The organism is Streptomyces sp. NPDC043896 (assembly GCF_056435605.1).
Map to the genome: position 1 here is coordinate 129,011 of NZ_JBWKEE010000011.1, position 14,848 is coordinate 143,858.

Annotated in this window: 14 protein-coding genes and 2 tRNA genes; 7 read left to right on the top strand and 9 right to left on the bottom strand. The window is 73.1% G+C overall.

Features of this window, described 5'->3' with window-relative positions:
• The first annotated feature begins 164 nt into the window (after positions 1-164).
• The gene (locus AC069X_RS18240; RefSeq protein WP_478729601.1) at positions 165-755 is read left to right on the top strand and encodes a hypothetical protein; all 591 of its coding nucleotides are present in this window, start codon (positions 165-167) and stop codon (positions 753-755) included.
• 20 nt (positions 756-775) lie between these two features.
• On the opposite strand, the gene AC069X_RS18245 is transcribed toward AC069X_RS18240, so the two are convergent.
• The 3 genes from AC069X_RS18245 to AC069X_RS18255 are packed head-to-tail and all read right to left on the bottom strand — an operon-like array spanning position 776 to position 2,324.
• Positions 776-1,192, bottom strand: coding sequence for a GNAT family N-acetyltransferase (locus AC069X_RS18245; protein WP_478729602.1), 417 nt, complete (start codon positions 1,190-1,192; stop codon positions 776-778).
• A 42-nt stretch (positions 1,193-1,234) separates the two neighbouring features.
• Positions 1,235-1,813 (bottom strand): SMI1/KNR4 family protein, encoded by a 579-nt coding sequence (locus AC069X_RS18250; protein ID WP_478729603.1) that lies wholly within the window; start codon positions 1,811-1,813, stop codon positions 1,235-1,237.
• A 16-nt stretch (positions 1,814-1,829) separates the two neighbouring features.
• A complete protein-coding gene (locus tag AC069X_RS18255) occupies positions 1,830-2,324 on the bottom strand; it encodes a MarR family winged helix-turn-helix transcriptional regulator (RefSeq protein ID WP_478729604.1) in 495 nt (164 codons plus the stop codon).
• A gap of 136 nt (positions 2,325-2,460) precedes the next feature.
• Between AC069X_RS18255 and AC069X_RS18260 the strand changes: the two genes are divergently transcribed.
• The 4 genes from AC069X_RS18260 to AC069X_RS18275 all read left to right on the top strand — a co-directional run bounded on the left by AC069X_RS18260 (position 2,461) and on the right by AC069X_RS18275 (position 4,281).
• Positions 2,461-3,018: an NADPH-dependent FMN reductase gene (locus AC069X_RS18260; RefSeq protein ID WP_478729605.1), complete on the top strand. Its 558-nt coding sequence runs from the start codon at positions 2,461-2,463 to the stop codon at positions 3,016-3,018.
• Between the two features lie 72 nt (positions 3,019-3,090).
• The gene (locus AC069X_RS18265; RefSeq protein WP_478729606.1) at positions 3,091-3,438 is read left to right on the top strand and encodes a hypothetical protein; all 348 of its coding nucleotides are present in this window, start codon (positions 3,091-3,093) and stop codon (positions 3,436-3,438) included.
• 185 nt (positions 3,439-3,623) lie between these two features.
• A complete protein-coding gene (locus tag AC069X_RS18270; protein WP_478729607.1) occupies positions 3,624-4,217 on the top strand; it encodes a bifunctional DNA primase/polymerase in 594 nt (197 codons plus the stop codon).
• Positions 4,208-4,281 (top strand) — tRNA-Lys (locus AC069X_RS18275). Before AC069X_RS18270 ends, AC069X_RS18275 begins: the two co-directional genes overlap by 10 nt.
• Before the next feature lie 62 nt (positions 4,282-4,343).
• Here the strand turns inward: AC069X_RS18275 and AC069X_RS18280 are convergent.
• Positions 4,344-5,540 (bottom strand): M6 family metalloprotease domain-containing protein, encoded by a 1,197-nt coding sequence (locus AC069X_RS18280; RefSeq protein ID WP_478729608.1) that lies wholly within the window; start codon positions 5,538-5,540, stop codon positions 4,344-4,346.
• A 411-nt stretch (positions 5,541-5,951) separates the two neighbouring features.
• Between AC069X_RS18280 and AC069X_RS18285 the strand changes: the two genes are divergently transcribed.
• Positions 5,952-7,784: a putative bifunctional diguanylate cyclase/phosphodiesterase gene (locus AC069X_RS18285; protein ID WP_478729609.1), complete on the top strand. Its 1,833-nt coding sequence runs from the start codon at positions 5,952-5,954 to the stop codon at positions 7,782-7,784.
• A gap of 125 nt (positions 7,785-7,909) precedes the next feature.
• On the opposite strand, the gene AC069X_RS18290 is transcribed toward AC069X_RS18285, so the two are convergent.
• On the bottom strand, positions 7,910-9,595 hold the full coding sequence (locus tag AC069X_RS18290) for a glycosyl hydrolase family 18 protein (protein WP_478729610.1): 1,686 nt from the start codon (positions 9,593-9,595) through the stop codon (positions 7,910-7,912).
• A gap of 265 nt (positions 9,596-9,860) precedes the next feature.
• A complete protein-coding gene (locus tag AC069X_RS18295; RefSeq protein WP_478729703.1) occupies positions 9,861-11,036 on the bottom strand; it encodes an LLM class flavin-dependent oxidoreductase in 1,176 nt (391 codons plus the stop codon).
• 272 nt (positions 11,037-11,308) lie between these two features.
• Between AC069X_RS18295 and AC069X_RS18300 the strand changes: the two genes are divergently transcribed.
• The gene (locus AC069X_RS18300; RefSeq protein ID WP_478729611.1) at positions 11,309-12,067 is read left to right on the top strand and encodes an IclR family transcriptional regulator; all 759 of its coding nucleotides are present in this window, start codon (positions 11,309-11,311) and stop codon (positions 12,065-12,067) included.
• A 163-nt stretch (positions 12,068-12,230) separates the two neighbouring features.
• Here the strand turns inward: AC069X_RS18300 and AC069X_RS18305 are convergent.
• The 3 genes from AC069X_RS18305 to AC069X_RS18315 form a co-directional block, all read right to left on the bottom strand.
• Positions 12,231-12,304, bottom strand: a tRNA-Lys gene (locus tag AC069X_RS18305).
• Positions 12,305-12,380: 76 nt separating this feature from the next.
• Positions 12,381-14,087 (bottom strand): AMP-binding protein, encoded by a 1,707-nt coding sequence (locus AC069X_RS18310; protein WP_478729612.1) that lies wholly within the window; start codon positions 14,085-14,087, stop codon positions 12,381-12,383.
• A 26-nt stretch (positions 14,088-14,113) separates the two neighbouring features.
• The gene (locus AC069X_RS18315; protein ID WP_478729613.1) at positions 14,114-14,797 is read right to left on the bottom strand and encodes a lytic polysaccharide monooxygenase auxiliary activity family 9 protein; all 684 of its coding nucleotides are present in this window, start codon (positions 14,795-14,797) and stop codon (positions 14,114-14,116) included.
• Between the last annotated feature and the right edge of the window lie 51 nt (positions 14,798-14,848).

Genomic DNA, 14,848 nt, shown 5'->3' on the forward strand with positions numbered 1-14,848 from the left:
ACACAGCCCCGGACGGCTGGGAGGCGAACCACTCGGTCCTGGCCCACCTCGCCGAACACCGCGTCCCCTGGCGGCCGTAGGGGGCCGCTCCGGGCGGAAATCCGCGCGCCGTGCGCGGGCGGGGCGTGCGAGGATCCCGTCCGGTCTTCGAGGGGTTGGTGCGCATGGGGCTCGACTACGGCTATCAGATCTACGTGCCGGCGCGGAACGTCGGCCGGGCGCTCGGCGAGCTCGCCCGGCTGGCGCCGGCCACCGACCGGGTGCCGCCGCTCACGGTCACCCTGCCCGGCGGTGAGCGGGTCGTCGTCCCGTTCACGTCCGGGTTCAAGAGCGAGCCGGTCGACTGCTCGGCGGGCCGAGGGCTCGACCTCGACACCACCATCATGTTCGGCGCCGACGACGCGGTGCTCGCCTACGCCGACCGCTACGGCCTGGTGCCCGACGGGCTCGGGCGGGTCGCGATCGGGTACGTCTACCTCATGGGCTGCTTCGCGTCGGCGCTCCACCCCCGCCACGTGCTGCTGGACTTCACCGCGGCCACGTCCGAGATGAGCCGGCTCTTCGAGAGTTCGGCGAGCGTGCGCGAGGTGTTCACCGGCCTCGCCGCCGCCTCCGGCGCCGTGTGCTGCCTGCTCGACACGGAGAGCGAGACCTCCCGGGCGTGCTGGCTGAACGGCCGGCCGGTCGACGAGCGGGTTCCGAGCCTCTTCTTCTCGGCGGGCTTCCGCGAGTTCGAGGCGACCTGGGACGGCTGAGCACCGGCCGGCCGGGACGGCTACTGCTCCCCGAACGCCATCCACTTGCCCGGCGTCTCCAGCGGCGCGAAGCCGGCGCGGGCGTAGACCTCGTGCGCGTCGGCGGTGGCCAGCATGATGCGGCGCAGGCCGTACGGGGCCAGGTGGGTCTTGACGGCCTCGACGAGGGCGCCGCCGAGGCCCTTGCCGCGCGCGCCGGGGTCGACGTACACGTCGCAGAGCCAGGCGAAGGTGGCCTGGTCGGTGACGATCCGCGCGTAGCCGAGCTGGGCGCCCGAAACGCTGTCGTACGCGCCGAAGTTGAGGGAGGAGCCGACGGCCCGGTCGTGGCTCTCGCGGGTGCGCCCGAGGGCCCAGTACGCGTCCTGCGAAAGCCAGCGGTGGACCAGCTCGTTGTCGAGCCGGGCGGGGTCCGTGGAGATCTCGTAGCCGTCCATCGGGCCATCCAACAGCGTCCGCCCCGGCCGGGCCAGGGGATTTCAGTGGAGGGGACCGAGCCAGCCGGGCGGCAGCAGGTCCCAGGAGTCGCGGCCGAGCCATTCGCCGAAGGTGGCGGGCCGGCCGGCGCCGGCGTGGTCGAGGGAGAGCGGGACGATGACGCCGTGGGAGGAGCGCCCGTCCCACCACATCGTGCCGGCCAGCGGCCCGGAGACCGCCAGCAGGGTGGAGAAGCCGCAGCCGTGCTCCTGGAGGCGCATCGCGCCCGCCGTCCGGCGGTCCTCGAACTCCTCGCACTCCGCGTCCCAGGCGTCCCAGGCCGCCGTCATCTCGGCGGGGTCGTCGAAGTCCTCCTCCCGGGGCTCCGCGTCGCAGAGGACGGTGTCGGCCTCCACGTAGGAGTCGGGGTGCGGGAACGGCTCGGGCAGCAGGTCCGGGCGCAGCCGGTCGTCCCCGGGCCACCGCCAGCCGTCCTCGGTGCGCACGACGCCGAACCCGCCCGTGTCGGGGCCGCGCAGGTAGGCGCGGTACTCGGCCGGGAAGCGGATGCCGAGTTCGCGCTCGGCGTCGGCCACCTCGTCCTCGGTCAGCGGCGGCGGCAGGGGGGCGGGTCGGTGCATGGGGCGAGCGTACGGCCTACTCGGCGTGGCCCTTGCGGGTGATGCCGAAGTGGCGGCGGAGGGCCTCGCCGGCGTCGGCGAGGGCGTGGAGCTGCTCGGGGGTGAGGACGTCGATCAGGTGCCGCCGTACGGATTCCACGTGCAGCGGGGCCGCTTCGGTGATGGCGGCCACCCCGTCGGCGGTGAGCACCACCTCGGCGCCGCGGCCGTCGGTGGCGACGTCCTCGCGGCGGACGAGGCCGCGCTGCTGCATCCGGCTGATCTGGTGGGAGAGGCGGCTGCGCGACCACTGCATCAACACGGCGAGGGCGCTGATCCGCATGTGGTGGCCCTCGGTGGAACCGAGTACGGACAGGACGTCGTAGTCGGCTTCGGAGAGCGCGCTGTCGTGGTTGAGGTCGCGTGCGATCTCCGCGTTGACCAGGGGGAACATCCGGCGCCAGGCGTACCAGGCGTGCTGTTCGGACTCGGTGAGCCAGCGGGGGTGGGCCGGCTCGGGCGCGTCGGTCATGGGGGCAGCCTAGCGAAGTCGGTGACACATCAACAATCTAGTTGACATATCACGCAGCACCGATTTTCCTGGGTGACACGTCAACAACCAGACTGCGACCCGCACACCGCACCTGAACACAACGGGAGTTCACGCCATGACCCGACTGCTCGTCATCTCCGCCGCCACCCGCCCCACCTCCTCGGGACGCCCCCTCGCCGAGTGGGTCACCGGCCAGGCCCGCGAGCACGGCGCCTTCGAGGTCACCCCGGTGGACCTCGCCGAGGTCGCCCTGCCGTTCCTGGACGAGCCCGAGTACGCCTCCAGCGGCAACTACGCCCACCCGCACACCCGCGAGTGGAGCGCGCTCGTCGACTCCGCCGACGCCTTCGTCTTCGTCCTGCCGATGTACAACGGCGGGTTCACCGCCCCCTTCAAGAACGCCATCGACTTCCTCTACCGCGAGTGGCAGGGCAAGCCGGTCGGCCTGGTCAGCTACAGCGCGGGCGGCTCCGGCGGCGCCCCGGCCGCGCAGATGCTGCTGCCGGTCCTCACGCAGCTCGGCATGCTGCCCGCCGAGCGCTCGGTGGCGGTCCCCGGCGTCAACGGCCTGATCGGCGCCGAGGGCTTCCAGGCCCCGGAGGGTCTCGCCGACCGGCTCGCCGGCGTCCTCGACGACGTCGCCGCGCTGCTGAAGGAGCCCGCCGCGGCCTGACCCCCGGCACCCTTGCGCGACGCTGGACAATGGAGGGTGGCCCAGGATTCGCAGCGCAGCAGGAGGACACGCATGGCAGAGCCCGAGCGGACCGAGCGGAGGCAGCGGCCCGCACCGCTGCTCTTCGAGCCCTCGGAGGCCGCCACGGACCCGGAGCACTTCTTCGACCTGGAGTCGATCGAGGACCCCCGCGAGCTGCTGACCCGGGCCACCGAGCTGACGCTGGCCTTCCGGGCCGCGCAGGACCGGGCGGTGGAGTTCCAGGCCGTGGCGGCGGCGCAGCTGGCGGATCCCCGGCGCTTCGACCGGCTCCCGCCGGAGGCCATCGCCGCGATCGCGGAGTGGACCGAGGACTACGCCCGCAAGATGATCGAATTCGGCGAGGACCTCCAGCGCGGCGCCACCCCGGACACCGTCTAGCCACGCGGCCCGCGCATCCGTCCGCCTCCGCACCCGCGCCCCCGCCGGGCCCCACCGCCCGGCGGGCGCGGACCGGCGGAGCCCTGTGGCATATGCGCCGCGCAACATACCCCAGGACCGCCCGCCCCGTCCCGGTTTTGCGTAACTCCGCGAAATCGGAGCACTACGCCGGGTACATCTGGCATATGACGACCCTGACGACGGCCGCCGGCTGCCCCGCCCTCGACGGCCCCGACGCACGCACCGCGCCCGCCACCCAGGTCACCCCGCAGGGCGCCGCCTGGCTGGCCTCCGCTTCCGCGCGGCCGCACCAGACCCTCACCCTCTGGGAGTCCCGGCCCGACGCGCCCGCCGTGCTGCCCTGCGGGACCGCGTTCGACGTCGTCAACGTTCCGCTCGTCCTCGGCCGCCGGATGCTCGACCTGCTCTGGGAGCAGGGCCCCGGCTCCGGCCCCGCCGCCGTCCACCGCGGCCGGATGCTGCTCTTCGCCGCCCCCGGCACCGCGCAGCGGCTGCCGGCGCTGCTCGCCTGGGAGGAGTGGGGGCCCGCCTCCCCGGCTCCGCTCTGCCACGGCCACGGGGACGCCGTCACCGTGCCCCCGCTGGCCGCCGCGCCCGGCCCGTCGCGCTGGCTGGTGGCCCCGGACACCCGGATTCCGTGGCTCCCGGGACCGGACTCCCTGCTCTGGGCCTTCCTGCACGCCGCCCGCGGCCCGGTATCGATTTCTGGTTCGGCCGAATCGGATGCTAATGTCTACCACGTCAGCAGGCGCCGCTAGCTCAGTTGGTTAGAGCAGCTGACTCTTAATCAGCGGGTCCGGGGTTCGAGTCCCTGGCGGCGCACAGACGGGAGAAGGCCCCCGCTCTTCGGAGCGGGGGCCTTCTTCGTGTCCGGAAACCGACCCTCAGGTCGTGATCTTCACCGTGTAGGCGCCCGACTGGGTCCGGTCCGCCACCTCGATCGTGATCCGCTCCCCCGGCACCGTGAAGGTCTCCCCGACCTCCAGCGGCGCGTCCGCCAGCGGCGGGTACACGGAGCGGTCCCAGCAGGCCTCCGTGCGCGGGTGGCCGTCCAGCACCTCGATCGGGCCGCCGCCCGAGGCCGCCTCGTTGCGGACCCGGTAGACGAGGACCCCCTCCGTGCAGGTGTCCCCGTCGTTCCCGGCCGAACCCCGCGCCTCGACCGCGATCGCGCTGCCGGGGCCCGTACGGATCACCGCGAGCCGGGTCCCGCCCGTACCGCCCGGCGGCGGGGCCTCCGACAGCGGCTGGAGGGTGTGCAGCGAGGTGCCGGACCGTACGCAGTCCACCTGCGCGGGGTCGAGCCAGCCGAGCTTCCACTTGTGCCAGGCGAACAGGTCCGGAGCCATCCCGAACTGGCTGCCCATGACGTCCCAGTCACCGACGTACGTGTCCCAGTCGCCCTTCCCGTCCGCCGGCCGGTGGTAGAGGTCGGGCAGGTCGAAGACGTGCCCGGTCTCGTGCGCCAGCACGTTGCGGTCCGGCGGGTGCTGCTCGAAGACGGTCACGATCCGCCGCAGCTCCGCGCCGTCCGCCATGATCGGGCGGTCGAAGTTGACGACCTTCGTGGCGTCGGAGTCCACCCCGGGGGAGCCCGGGTCCGCGACGAAGTACACGACGTCGTACGCGCCGAAGTCCACGTGCGGGTCGGCGGCGGCGACCGCGTCCCGCAAGTAGGCCGCCCGGTCCTCCGGCGCCCAGTCGCGCTGTATCCCGTACGCGGTCGCCGGACGCGGCATCCGGATCCACCGCTCCTGCGGGTGCGGGACCAGCCGGAAGCGGCCGTAGGAGGCCCGCTCGAAGAACTCTCCGGTCGCCGGGAAGTAGTCGGCCGTCAGCTCCCGGGGCGTCACGGCCGGGTGGTGGCCGGGGAAGGAGAGGAAGACCATGACCGCCTTGAGAGTGCGCTCCGGCTTGGGGTAGGCGCTGTTCCAGGTGTCCACGCCGAGGGAGTGGTGGGCGGCCGTCCGGGTCAGCGCGCACGGCCCGGCGGCGGCGGTGTCGGCCACCGCGGGCCCGGCGACGAGCGACATGGCCGCGAGCGCCGTCATCGAAGTGAGGGCCGCGGCCGTACTTCGCATGCGGGAGCGGTCCACTCCCCCGGGTGTCTGCTCTCGCCGCACGTCGACCTCCCGCTGGTGGATTCGTCCCGTCTCATCCACCTTGAGGCGATTGTCTGATTAATGTCCTGTTCCGGTGCCCCACATGAGTGAGCGGTGCGGCAAGCCGGTGACCCCCGGAGTTCACGCCGGGAACTACAGAACGTCACGATCGATCACCTGGGATCAGCCGTCGTCACCAGGCGTTCACAGGTGCGCGCAAACGGTCGCGCCGTCGTCGTCCGACACCCCGTCAGCATCCCGCCCCGAAGGCGTCAGCACGGCGACGGACCGGGCCCCGCACGGCGACGCCGCTGGATAGGGCCTCCCGGCAGCCTCTATGATCGGCACACTTTCCTGCGCGGACACTCACGAACACTGCGGGAGCCAACGGTGAGCGGAACCTCAGAGGAGACCGGTTCGGCGGCCGACCGCATCCGATCGGCCCTTACGGAGCGTCACCCGGCGGTGCCCGCCGTGCCCGAACCGCGCGACTACCGCGCCGCCTTCGACGCGGCCCACCTCGCCATGGCCGTCGTCGGCCGCGACGGCGAGGTGATCGCCGCGAACCGGGCGCTGGCCGCCCTGCTGGGCGCCGAGCCGCACGCCCTCGCCGGGCAGTGCGCGGCCGATCTGGTGGACCTGGCGGCGGAGGCCCGTACCTGGCAGGCGTACCAGGAGGTGCTGCGTGGCCGGCAGGCCCGGCTGCGGTGCACGCGCCGCCTCAAGCACCCCGACGGGCACTCGCTGTGGACGGAGGTCACCCTCGGGCCCGTCACCGGCACCCAGGACGTCCTGCTGTCCGTCGCCGACATCAGCGACCGGCGCGACCTCCAGGCCCGGCTGCGGCACCTCCAGATGCACGACCCGGTGACCCGGCTGCCCAACCGGGCGCTGTTCTTCGAACGGCTCTCGGCAGCCCTGGAGGCCTCCGCGTACGGAACGGGCGGCACCGGGCGGATCGGCTTGTGCTACCTCGACCTCGACGGCTTCAAGGCCGTCAACGACACCCTGGGCCACCGGGTCGGCGACCGGCTGCTGACCGCCGTGGCGGCCCGGCTCACCCAGTGCGCCGACCAGTCCGGCTACGGCCGCTCGGGCGGCCACCTCGTCGCCCGGCTCGGCGGGGACGAGTTCGCGCTGCTGGTCGAGGACTCCACCGGCACCGAGCAGCTCGCGGACCTGGCGCGCAGCGTCCTGGCCGCCGTACAGGAGCCCTTCGACCTGGCCGGGCAGCGGCTGTCGGTGTCCGCGTCGATCGGCGTGGTCGAACGGGACGCGGCCGGAACCTCCGCGACGGGGCTGATGCAGGCCGCCGACACCACCCTGTACTGGGCGAAGGCGGACGGGAAGGCCCGCTGGACCCTCTTCGACCCCGAGCGCAACGCCCACCGGATGACCCGGCAGGCCCTCTCCTCCAGCCTGCGCCCGGCCGTGGAGCGCGGGGAGTTCGCACTGGAGTACCAGCCGCTGGTCGACCTGGAGAGCGGGGTGGTGCGCGGGGTGGAGGCCCTGGTCCGCTGGAAACACCCGCAGTTCGGGGTCCTGACGCCGAATCGGTTCATCGGGATCGCCGAAGAGGACGGCTCCATCGTGCAGCTGGGACAGTGGGTGCTGCGCACCGCCTGCCGGCAGGCACGCCGCTGGCAGATCGAACAGCCCAGCGACTCGCCGGTCTTCGTCTCCGTCAACGTGGCGGTGCGCCAGGTGTGGGACTCCGACCTGGTCGGGGACGTCGCGGAGATCCTCGCCGAGACCGGGCTCGCCCCGCAGCTGCTCCAGCTGGAGCTGACCGAGTCCGCGGTCATGGGCTCGGCGGGCCGGCCGCTCCAGGCCCTCCAGGCCCTCAGCGACATGGGTGTGCGCATCGCCATCGACGACTTCGGCACCGGCTACTCGAACCTGGCCTACCTGAGCAGGCTCCCGGTGTCGGTGCTGAAGCTGGACGGCTCCTTCGTACGGGGCTTCCGCTACGAGGAGGGCACCCACCCGAACCCGGCCGACGAGACCATCGTCGAGGCCCTGGTGCAGCTCGCGCACCGGCTCGGCCTGACCGTCACCGCCGAGTGCGTGGAGACCGCCGGCCAGGCGGCCCGGCTGCGCCGCGTCGGCTGCGACACCGGTCAGGGCTGGCTGTACTCCCGCGCGGTGGCCCCGGAGCGGATCGCCGAGATGATCGCGCCGGCCCCGGGCGCCCGGTTCGCCACGGGTACGCCGGAGGCCTGACGGACGCCGGGGCCTGACGGCAGGGGCCCGGGAGCGCGGGCCGGCGTACCTGCCCGGAAACCGGAACCGCCCCGCCCCCCGGGAGGAGGGGCGGGGCGGCCGGCGCTCGGCGCGGGGTGGGGGGATCAGCAGGCGCCGAGGTCCTTCCAGACACCCCATTCACCCGTGGTGCCGGGCGCCTCGTTCTGCGTCCACCACTGGGCCTTCCACTTGCGGCCGTTGTGCGAGACCTCGCTGCCGCCGGTGTAGACGGTGCCCGCGACGTAGGCCGGGACGCTGCCGCAGCCGGTGGTCGGGGGCGTCGTCGGCGGGGTCGTCGGCGGCGTGGTGGGCGGGGTGGTCGGAGGCGTGGTCGGCGGCACCGTGGCCCCGCCGAGGGCGTCGGAGATCTGGTTCAGCAGGGTGGTGTTGTTGTCCAGGCCGAGCAGGGAGTACATCATCGCGCCGGCCAGACCGCGCTGCTTGCCGTAGTCGACCCGGGCCTGGATCGACTTCTGGTTCAGGCCGGTGAAGAACTCGCCGTCCTTGTAGAAGTACGAGGCCTTGGCCTGGTCGTCCCAGTAGGTGGTCGCCGGGTTGTCGACGATCCCGCCGAGCTCCTTGTAGTTGGCGATACCGGCCTGCTGGCTGGTGGGACGGGCACCGGAGGCGCCGGTGGCGGGCTGGGCGAGGCCGTTCGAGGCCCCTGCCGGGACGCCCTTCCAGCCGCGGTAGTAGAACTCGTAGCCCAGGGTCAGCTTGTTGGCGGGGAAGCCGCCGGTGATGCCGTAGGCCGGGTTGCCGTCGATCCAGGAGTCGATGGCGTTGTCGACGCTGTACTTCTGGGTGCCCGGCGCGATCGGGTCCGTCGGGTCGTTGGCCCCGGAGTACAGCGGGGACTGGTGGTACGTGGGCCCGTCGCCGTCCCAGGCGCCGTGCATGTCGTACGTCATGATGTTCGCGTAGTCGAGGTACGCGCCGATCTTGTCCGTCTCGATGTGCTTGATCTTGTCCTGGCCGGCCGGGAGGGCCGCGGTCAGCAGGAACTTCTTGCCGCCGTTGGCCTGGCCGTAGGCGTCGAGCTGCTCGCGGAACTCCTTGAGCAGCAGGGTGAAGTTCTGCTTGTCCTCGGGGGCGTAGTGGTTGCCGAGGTGACCGCCGGACGAGCCCGGGTACTCCCAGTCGATGTCGATGCCGTCGAAGATCCCGGCCGCCGTGCCGGGGCCGCCGAAGCCGTCGGCCTTGGGCAGGTTGCCCTTGATGTACTGGTCGATGCAGGAGGAGACCAGCTTCTTGCGGGAGGCGTCGGTCTTGGCCGCGTCGCTGAAGTACTTCGAGTACGTCCAGCCGCCCAGCGAGATGTTGATCTTCAGGTGGGGGTACTTGGCCTTCAGCTGCTTGAACTGGTTGAAGACGCCCACGATCGGCTGGTCCCACTTGTCGGCGACGCCGCTGACGCTGTCGGCCGCGCTGAAGGACTTCTGGTAGTCGGCGTACGAGTCGCCCGCGCCGTCACCGGCGTTGGGGTTGTTGTCGTCGCCCGCCGCCTTGTTCGCCTCGAAACAGGTGAGCTCGGTGGGGTGGATGTTGCCGAACGAGTAGTTGATGACGTCCAGCTTCCCCGCTATGCCCCGGGTGTCGAGGTGCTTGGGGTAGAACGCGTTGCCGTACACGCTCCACTGGTCGTAGTAGGCGATCCGCACGCCGCCGGCCGCGGCGGTGGTGGAGGCGTCCGCGGCCTGGGCGGTGCCGAGTCCCGCGAAGGTGGCCAGCGCTCCGGCTGCCAGCGCGGCCGTGGCGGCGGCCGCGACGAGGGGTTTACGGATGTGCATGAACTGCCTCCGTGGGGGTGGGAGGGGAGGGCATCAGCTGTAGGTGAGAGAAGTGATAGCGATCACCCGCCACCCCAGTCAATGGTTTGGACCAAAGAAGGACTAGACCACTCAACGGCCAAACGCCCTAGTCAGAGGGGTGGAGGCACAGCAGAAACCGCCCGCCACCCCGGGTGACGAGCGGTTTAAGGCTCCCTTAGGCCATGCTCCGGCAAGCTTTCGGCAACAAACCAGCCAAACGCCGTTCTTCGGGATCCGGCCCGGTTCAGGCCGCGTTCGAGGGCTCGACGGGCATCCTGTACGCATCTGCGACGAGCTCGTACGAGCGCAACCGGGCCGCCCCGCCGTGCGCGTTGGCGGTGAGCATCAGCTCGTCCGCGCCCGTCCGCGCCACCAGCGCGTCCAGCCCGGCCCGGACCTCGTCCGGGGTGCCGTGGACCACGTGGGAGAGCCAGCCGTCCACGAACTCCCGCTCCAGCGGCGAGAACGCGTACGCCGCCGCCTCCTCGGGTGACGGCACCAGCCCGGGCCGCCCGCTGCGCAGCCGGAGCATCGACAGCGCGCCGGTGAGCACCTGGGCGCGGGCCTCCGCCGAGGTACCGGCCGCGAACGCCGAGACCCCGATGAGGGCGTACGGGGCGTCCAGCACCGCCGAGGGGCGGAAGCTCTCCCGGTACAGCTCCAGCGCGGGCAGGGTGCCGGCCGCGGAGAAGTGGTGGGCGTACGCGAAGGGCAGGCCCAGCTCCCCCGCGAGCCGGGCGCTGAAGCCGGAGGAGCCCAGCAGCCAGAGCGGCGGCCGCCCGGCGGGCCCCTGCACCGGGCCGGGCACGGCGTGCACGCGGGCGTACGGGTGTCCGTCGGGGAAGTCGTCGTCGAGGAAGCGGGTCAGCTCCGCGAGCCGGCGCGGGAACTCGTCCGCCCCCTCGTCCAGCCGCCCGGGCCCGCGCAGCGCGGCCGCCGTGCGCGGGTCGGTGCCCGGCGCCCGGCCGAGCCCGAGGTCGACCCGGCCCGGGGCGAGGGCCTCCAGGGTGCCGAACTGCTCGGCCACGGCCAGCGGGGCGTGGTTGGGCAGCATGACCCCGCCCGAACCGAGGCGGATGCGGGAGGTGTGCGCGGCCAGGTGGGCCAGGATCACGGCCGGGGAGGAGCTGGCGACCCCGGGCATGGAGTGGTGCTCGGCGACCCAGTGGCGGTGGTAGCCGCGCGACTCGGCCAGCCGGGAGATCTCCACGCTGGTGCGCAGGGACGCGTGGGCGGTGGAGCCGCTGCCGACGGTGACCAGGTCGAGCACCGAGAGCGGCACGGGCGCCTCGCCGCGGACGGTCCCCCGTACCGGGTCGTGCGCCGGGTCCGGCGGCGGGGACCCGGCCCGGTCCGTCTCCCCAGGGGTGTCCTCCGCCCGCCCGCCCGTGCGCCGGCCCGCGTCCCCGGTGTCGCTCATCGTCGCTCCCGTCCCGTCCCGCTCGTGCGCCGGCGGCGCCCCGTACTCCTCGTACGCCTCGTACGGCGTTCGTACGAAGAACTCGAACGGGATGTGCGCGCCGGGCATTCCCGGCAGACCGGGTCATGCTCATGCCCATGGCATATGCCAGCCGAGTAGGCCCAGGCGAGGGGACTTGATTAAGCCATCAATCTCCTCAACACACGCTCCACGTGGGCCTCTTGATGGCTATCGTGGTAGAGCAAGCGGTAACAACCTGGTAGGGGGAAACCGTGGCGCTGAAGCCCGAGCCGACCGCGCCGTTCCACTCGGTGCAGTACGCCCTGCGCGTACTCGAAACGATCTCGCGGCACACCGGCGGTGTGACCGACGTGCAGATCGCGCGTGAGACCGGCCTGCCCGCGGTCCATCTCGCCCCGATGCTCCTCATGCTGCGGCGCGAGGGATACGTCCTCCAGGTCTCCGACGGCGCCTACGCCATAGGGGACTCCCTCGTCCTGCTCGGCTCCGGCATGGACCGGCAGCAGGCCCTCCAGGAGAAGCTCCAGGACACCCTCGACAAGCTGCGGGACTCGGTCGGCGCCGCCGTCTACATCAGCCGGTACGTGGACGGCGAGGTCCGCATCACGCAGTTCGCCGACAGCCCCCGCACCCCGAAGGTCCACGAGTGGGTCGACTTCCGCTCGGCGGCGCACGCCAGCGCGGTCGGCAAGTGCCTGCTGACCCAGCTCGACCAGAACGGCCGCCGCGACCACCTCTCCCGGCACAAGATCGCCCGGCTCACGTCGAAGACGATCGTGAACGAGCGGATCCTGTTCTCCAAGCTGGACTCCCAGCCGGCCACCGTCCCCGTCCTGGACCTCCAGGAGTACGCGGTGGGCACGGTCTGCGCCGCGGTACCGATCACGGCGGGCGCCGCCGTGGGCTGCCTGGCCCTGTCCATGCCCGTCGAACACGCCCACCGGCTGCGCGCGGCCGCCGACGCCCTGAACCGCAAGGCCGCGCCGCTGCTGCTGTCGCTCACGCTCTGACGTGCCCCCGGCGCCCGGACCGGCCGGGGCGGACGGACGGACGGGGTGGTCCGGCAACGCGGTCGGGCGGGATGGGGCGGGCCGGGATGGGCGGGATGGGCGACGGGCCCGGAAAAACACTTCGGGCGGTTCCCGGTGAACCGGGAACCGCCCGAAGATCAGGTGCGCCGCCAGGGACTCGAACCCCGGACCCGCTGATTAAGAGTCAGCTGCTCTAACCAACTGAGCTAGCGGCGCCTGCTGACAGAGAAAATACTACCCGGTCCCGAGGGGTGCTCCAAACCCATGGCCCCGGGGCCGTCCGGCGGCCCCCTCAGCGTTCCAGCAGGTCCCTGCGGCCCTGGGCCTCGTACGCCGCCAGCAGCGCGGCCAGGCCCTCCGCGTCGAGCGGGCGATAGGCGCCGTCCGAGCGGTGCCAGACCGGGCCGGGCCCGAGGAAGCCGGCCCGGCGCAGGGCGACCCGGTGGACCTTGTTCGTGGCCGTGACGGGCAGGGCGTCGAGGATCCGCACGTAGCGCGGGGCCATCTTCGTGCCGAGGTCCGGCTGCGCCGCCAGGAAGGCGTCGAAGGCCCCCGGGTCGAAGGCGGCGCCCTCGCGCAGGGCGACGGCGGCCATCACCTGGTCCCCCGCGACCTCGTCCGGGACCGCGTACACGGCGACGGCGGCCGCCGCGTCCCAGCGGGCCAGGACGTTCTCGATCACCGCCGCGGCCAGGTTCTCGCTGTCGACCCGGAGCCGGTCGTCGGTGCGGCCCGCGAAGTAGAGGAACCCCGCGGGGTCCCGGAAGAAGAGGTCACCGGTCCAGTACCAGCCGTTCCGGGTGCGGGCCGCCTCCGCGCCGGGGTTGCGCCAGTAGCCCTCGAAGAGGCTGCGGCCCCGGTTGACGAGCTCGCCGATGGCCTCGCCCCCGTTGAGCAGCCGGCCGCGGCCGTCCAGGACCGCCGGCGGGCATTCGCGGCCCGTCTCCGGGTCGACCACGGCCAGGTCGTCGCCCGGAGCGGCCCGGCCCAGCGCGCCCGGCGGGGTGCCGGGGCCGCGCTGGACGGAGGCGCCGCCCTCGGTGGCCCCGTACCCCTCGACGAGCCGGACCCCGAAGCGGTCGGCGAAGCGGGCCGCGTCCACCGCCCCGGCCTCGGTGCCGAAGCCCAGGCGCAGCGGGTGCTCGCGGTCGTCGGGGCGGGGCTCGGTGGCCAGCAGGTACTGGACGGCCCGGCCGACGTAGGTGAAGTACGTCGCCCCGTAGGCCCGTACGTCGTCCAGGAACGCGGAGGCCGAGAAGCGGCGGCGCAGCGCGACGGGGGCCCCGGCGGAGAGGGCGGGCAGCCAGTCGGCGATGACGGCGTTGCCGTGGAAGAGCGGCATGCAGATGTAGTGGACGTCGTCCGGGGTGACCGAGAAGTGGCGGGCGAGCGAGGAGCCGGCGGCGGCGAGGCGGCCCTGGCTGCAGACGGCGGCCTTGGGGGCGCCGGTGGAGCCGGAGGTGAAGTAGAGCAGCAGCCGGGTGCCGGGGCCGGGTTTCCCCGCGCGGACGGTCGCCTCGCCGGCCTTCGCGGCGGCGTAGGGGGCAAGGAGGGCCGCGTACTCCTCGGTGCCGGTCACCAGGAGCCGCACGCCGGGCAGGTCGAGGCCGCGCAGCAGCGGGAGGTGCGCGGGCTCGGTGACGAGGATCCGGCAGTCGGTGTGGAGGATGTCGCGGGCCAGCTCCGGACCGCGCCGGGTGGGGTTGATCCCGGCGACGGCGGCCCCGGCGAGGGCCGCCGCACCGAGCCAGAAGGGGAATTCGGGGGTGTTGTCGAGCAGCACCCCCACGTGCGGCTCCGCCCCCGGCGGCAGCAGATCGGCGAGGAGCGCGGCGCGGGCGGCGGCCTCCTGGGCGGTCCGGTGGCGGCTGAGGACGGTGGGCCCGGCGCTGTCGGCCGCGCCGGCCCCGTACATCAGCCCGGGCCGGTGGTCACCCCACTGGCGCGCGACGAGTTCCGCGACGGTCTCGGCGGCATCGGGTGCTGTCGTGGTCCGCATGCCGCCGGAGATTAGCTGACGTGCCGTCAGAATTGAACGTCGGAGCAGGCGTAGAACGCCATCGGGGTGTCGTTGACGGTCCAGACGGCCAGGATCATGTGCCGTCCGGTCTTGCCCGCCGGCATGGAGCCGCGGTGGATGGTGGTCATGTCCGGGCGGCCGCCGTTGTAGGGGACGACGAGGAAGGGCTGGGGGTCGAGGGAGGCGCGGGTGAGGGGCTTGGCGGGGTCCCAGCCGTCCTTGGTGACGAAGTACTTGAAGTCGGTGGTGGAGTGGTTGGCGGTGAACTGCCAGCGGAAGTCGAAGGGCCGGCCGGAGTTGACCCGGGTCGCGGGCCAGTTGCCGCCGCGCGGATCGTCGAGCTGGGCGAACTCGGCGTGCCCGCCGGCGCATATCCGGCCGTCGGCCGGGCCGGCCGCCGGGAAGCCCTTGTAGCCCTCGACGCTCTGCGGTTCCCACTGGATGGGCCCGCAGTCGGAGACCGTCCGGTTGGCGCAGAGCTTCTGCCGGCTGATGGGGGTGTCGGTGTAGCCGTGGCTGCTGGCGGTGGGGGCGCCGAGCAGGGTGGCGCCGGCGAGGAGGCCGAGGCCGAGCGTGGCGGCGGCGCCGGCGCGCGCGGTGCGCGAGGTGCGGGCGGGGCGCGAGGTGCGGGCGGGGCGCGGGGGCCCGGCGGGGCGCGCGGGCCATGAGGGCATGCGGAAGGAACGCATGGTGCTCCTTGGACGTGGGGGGATCCTGCGGGGACGTGCGCGCGCGTGGGG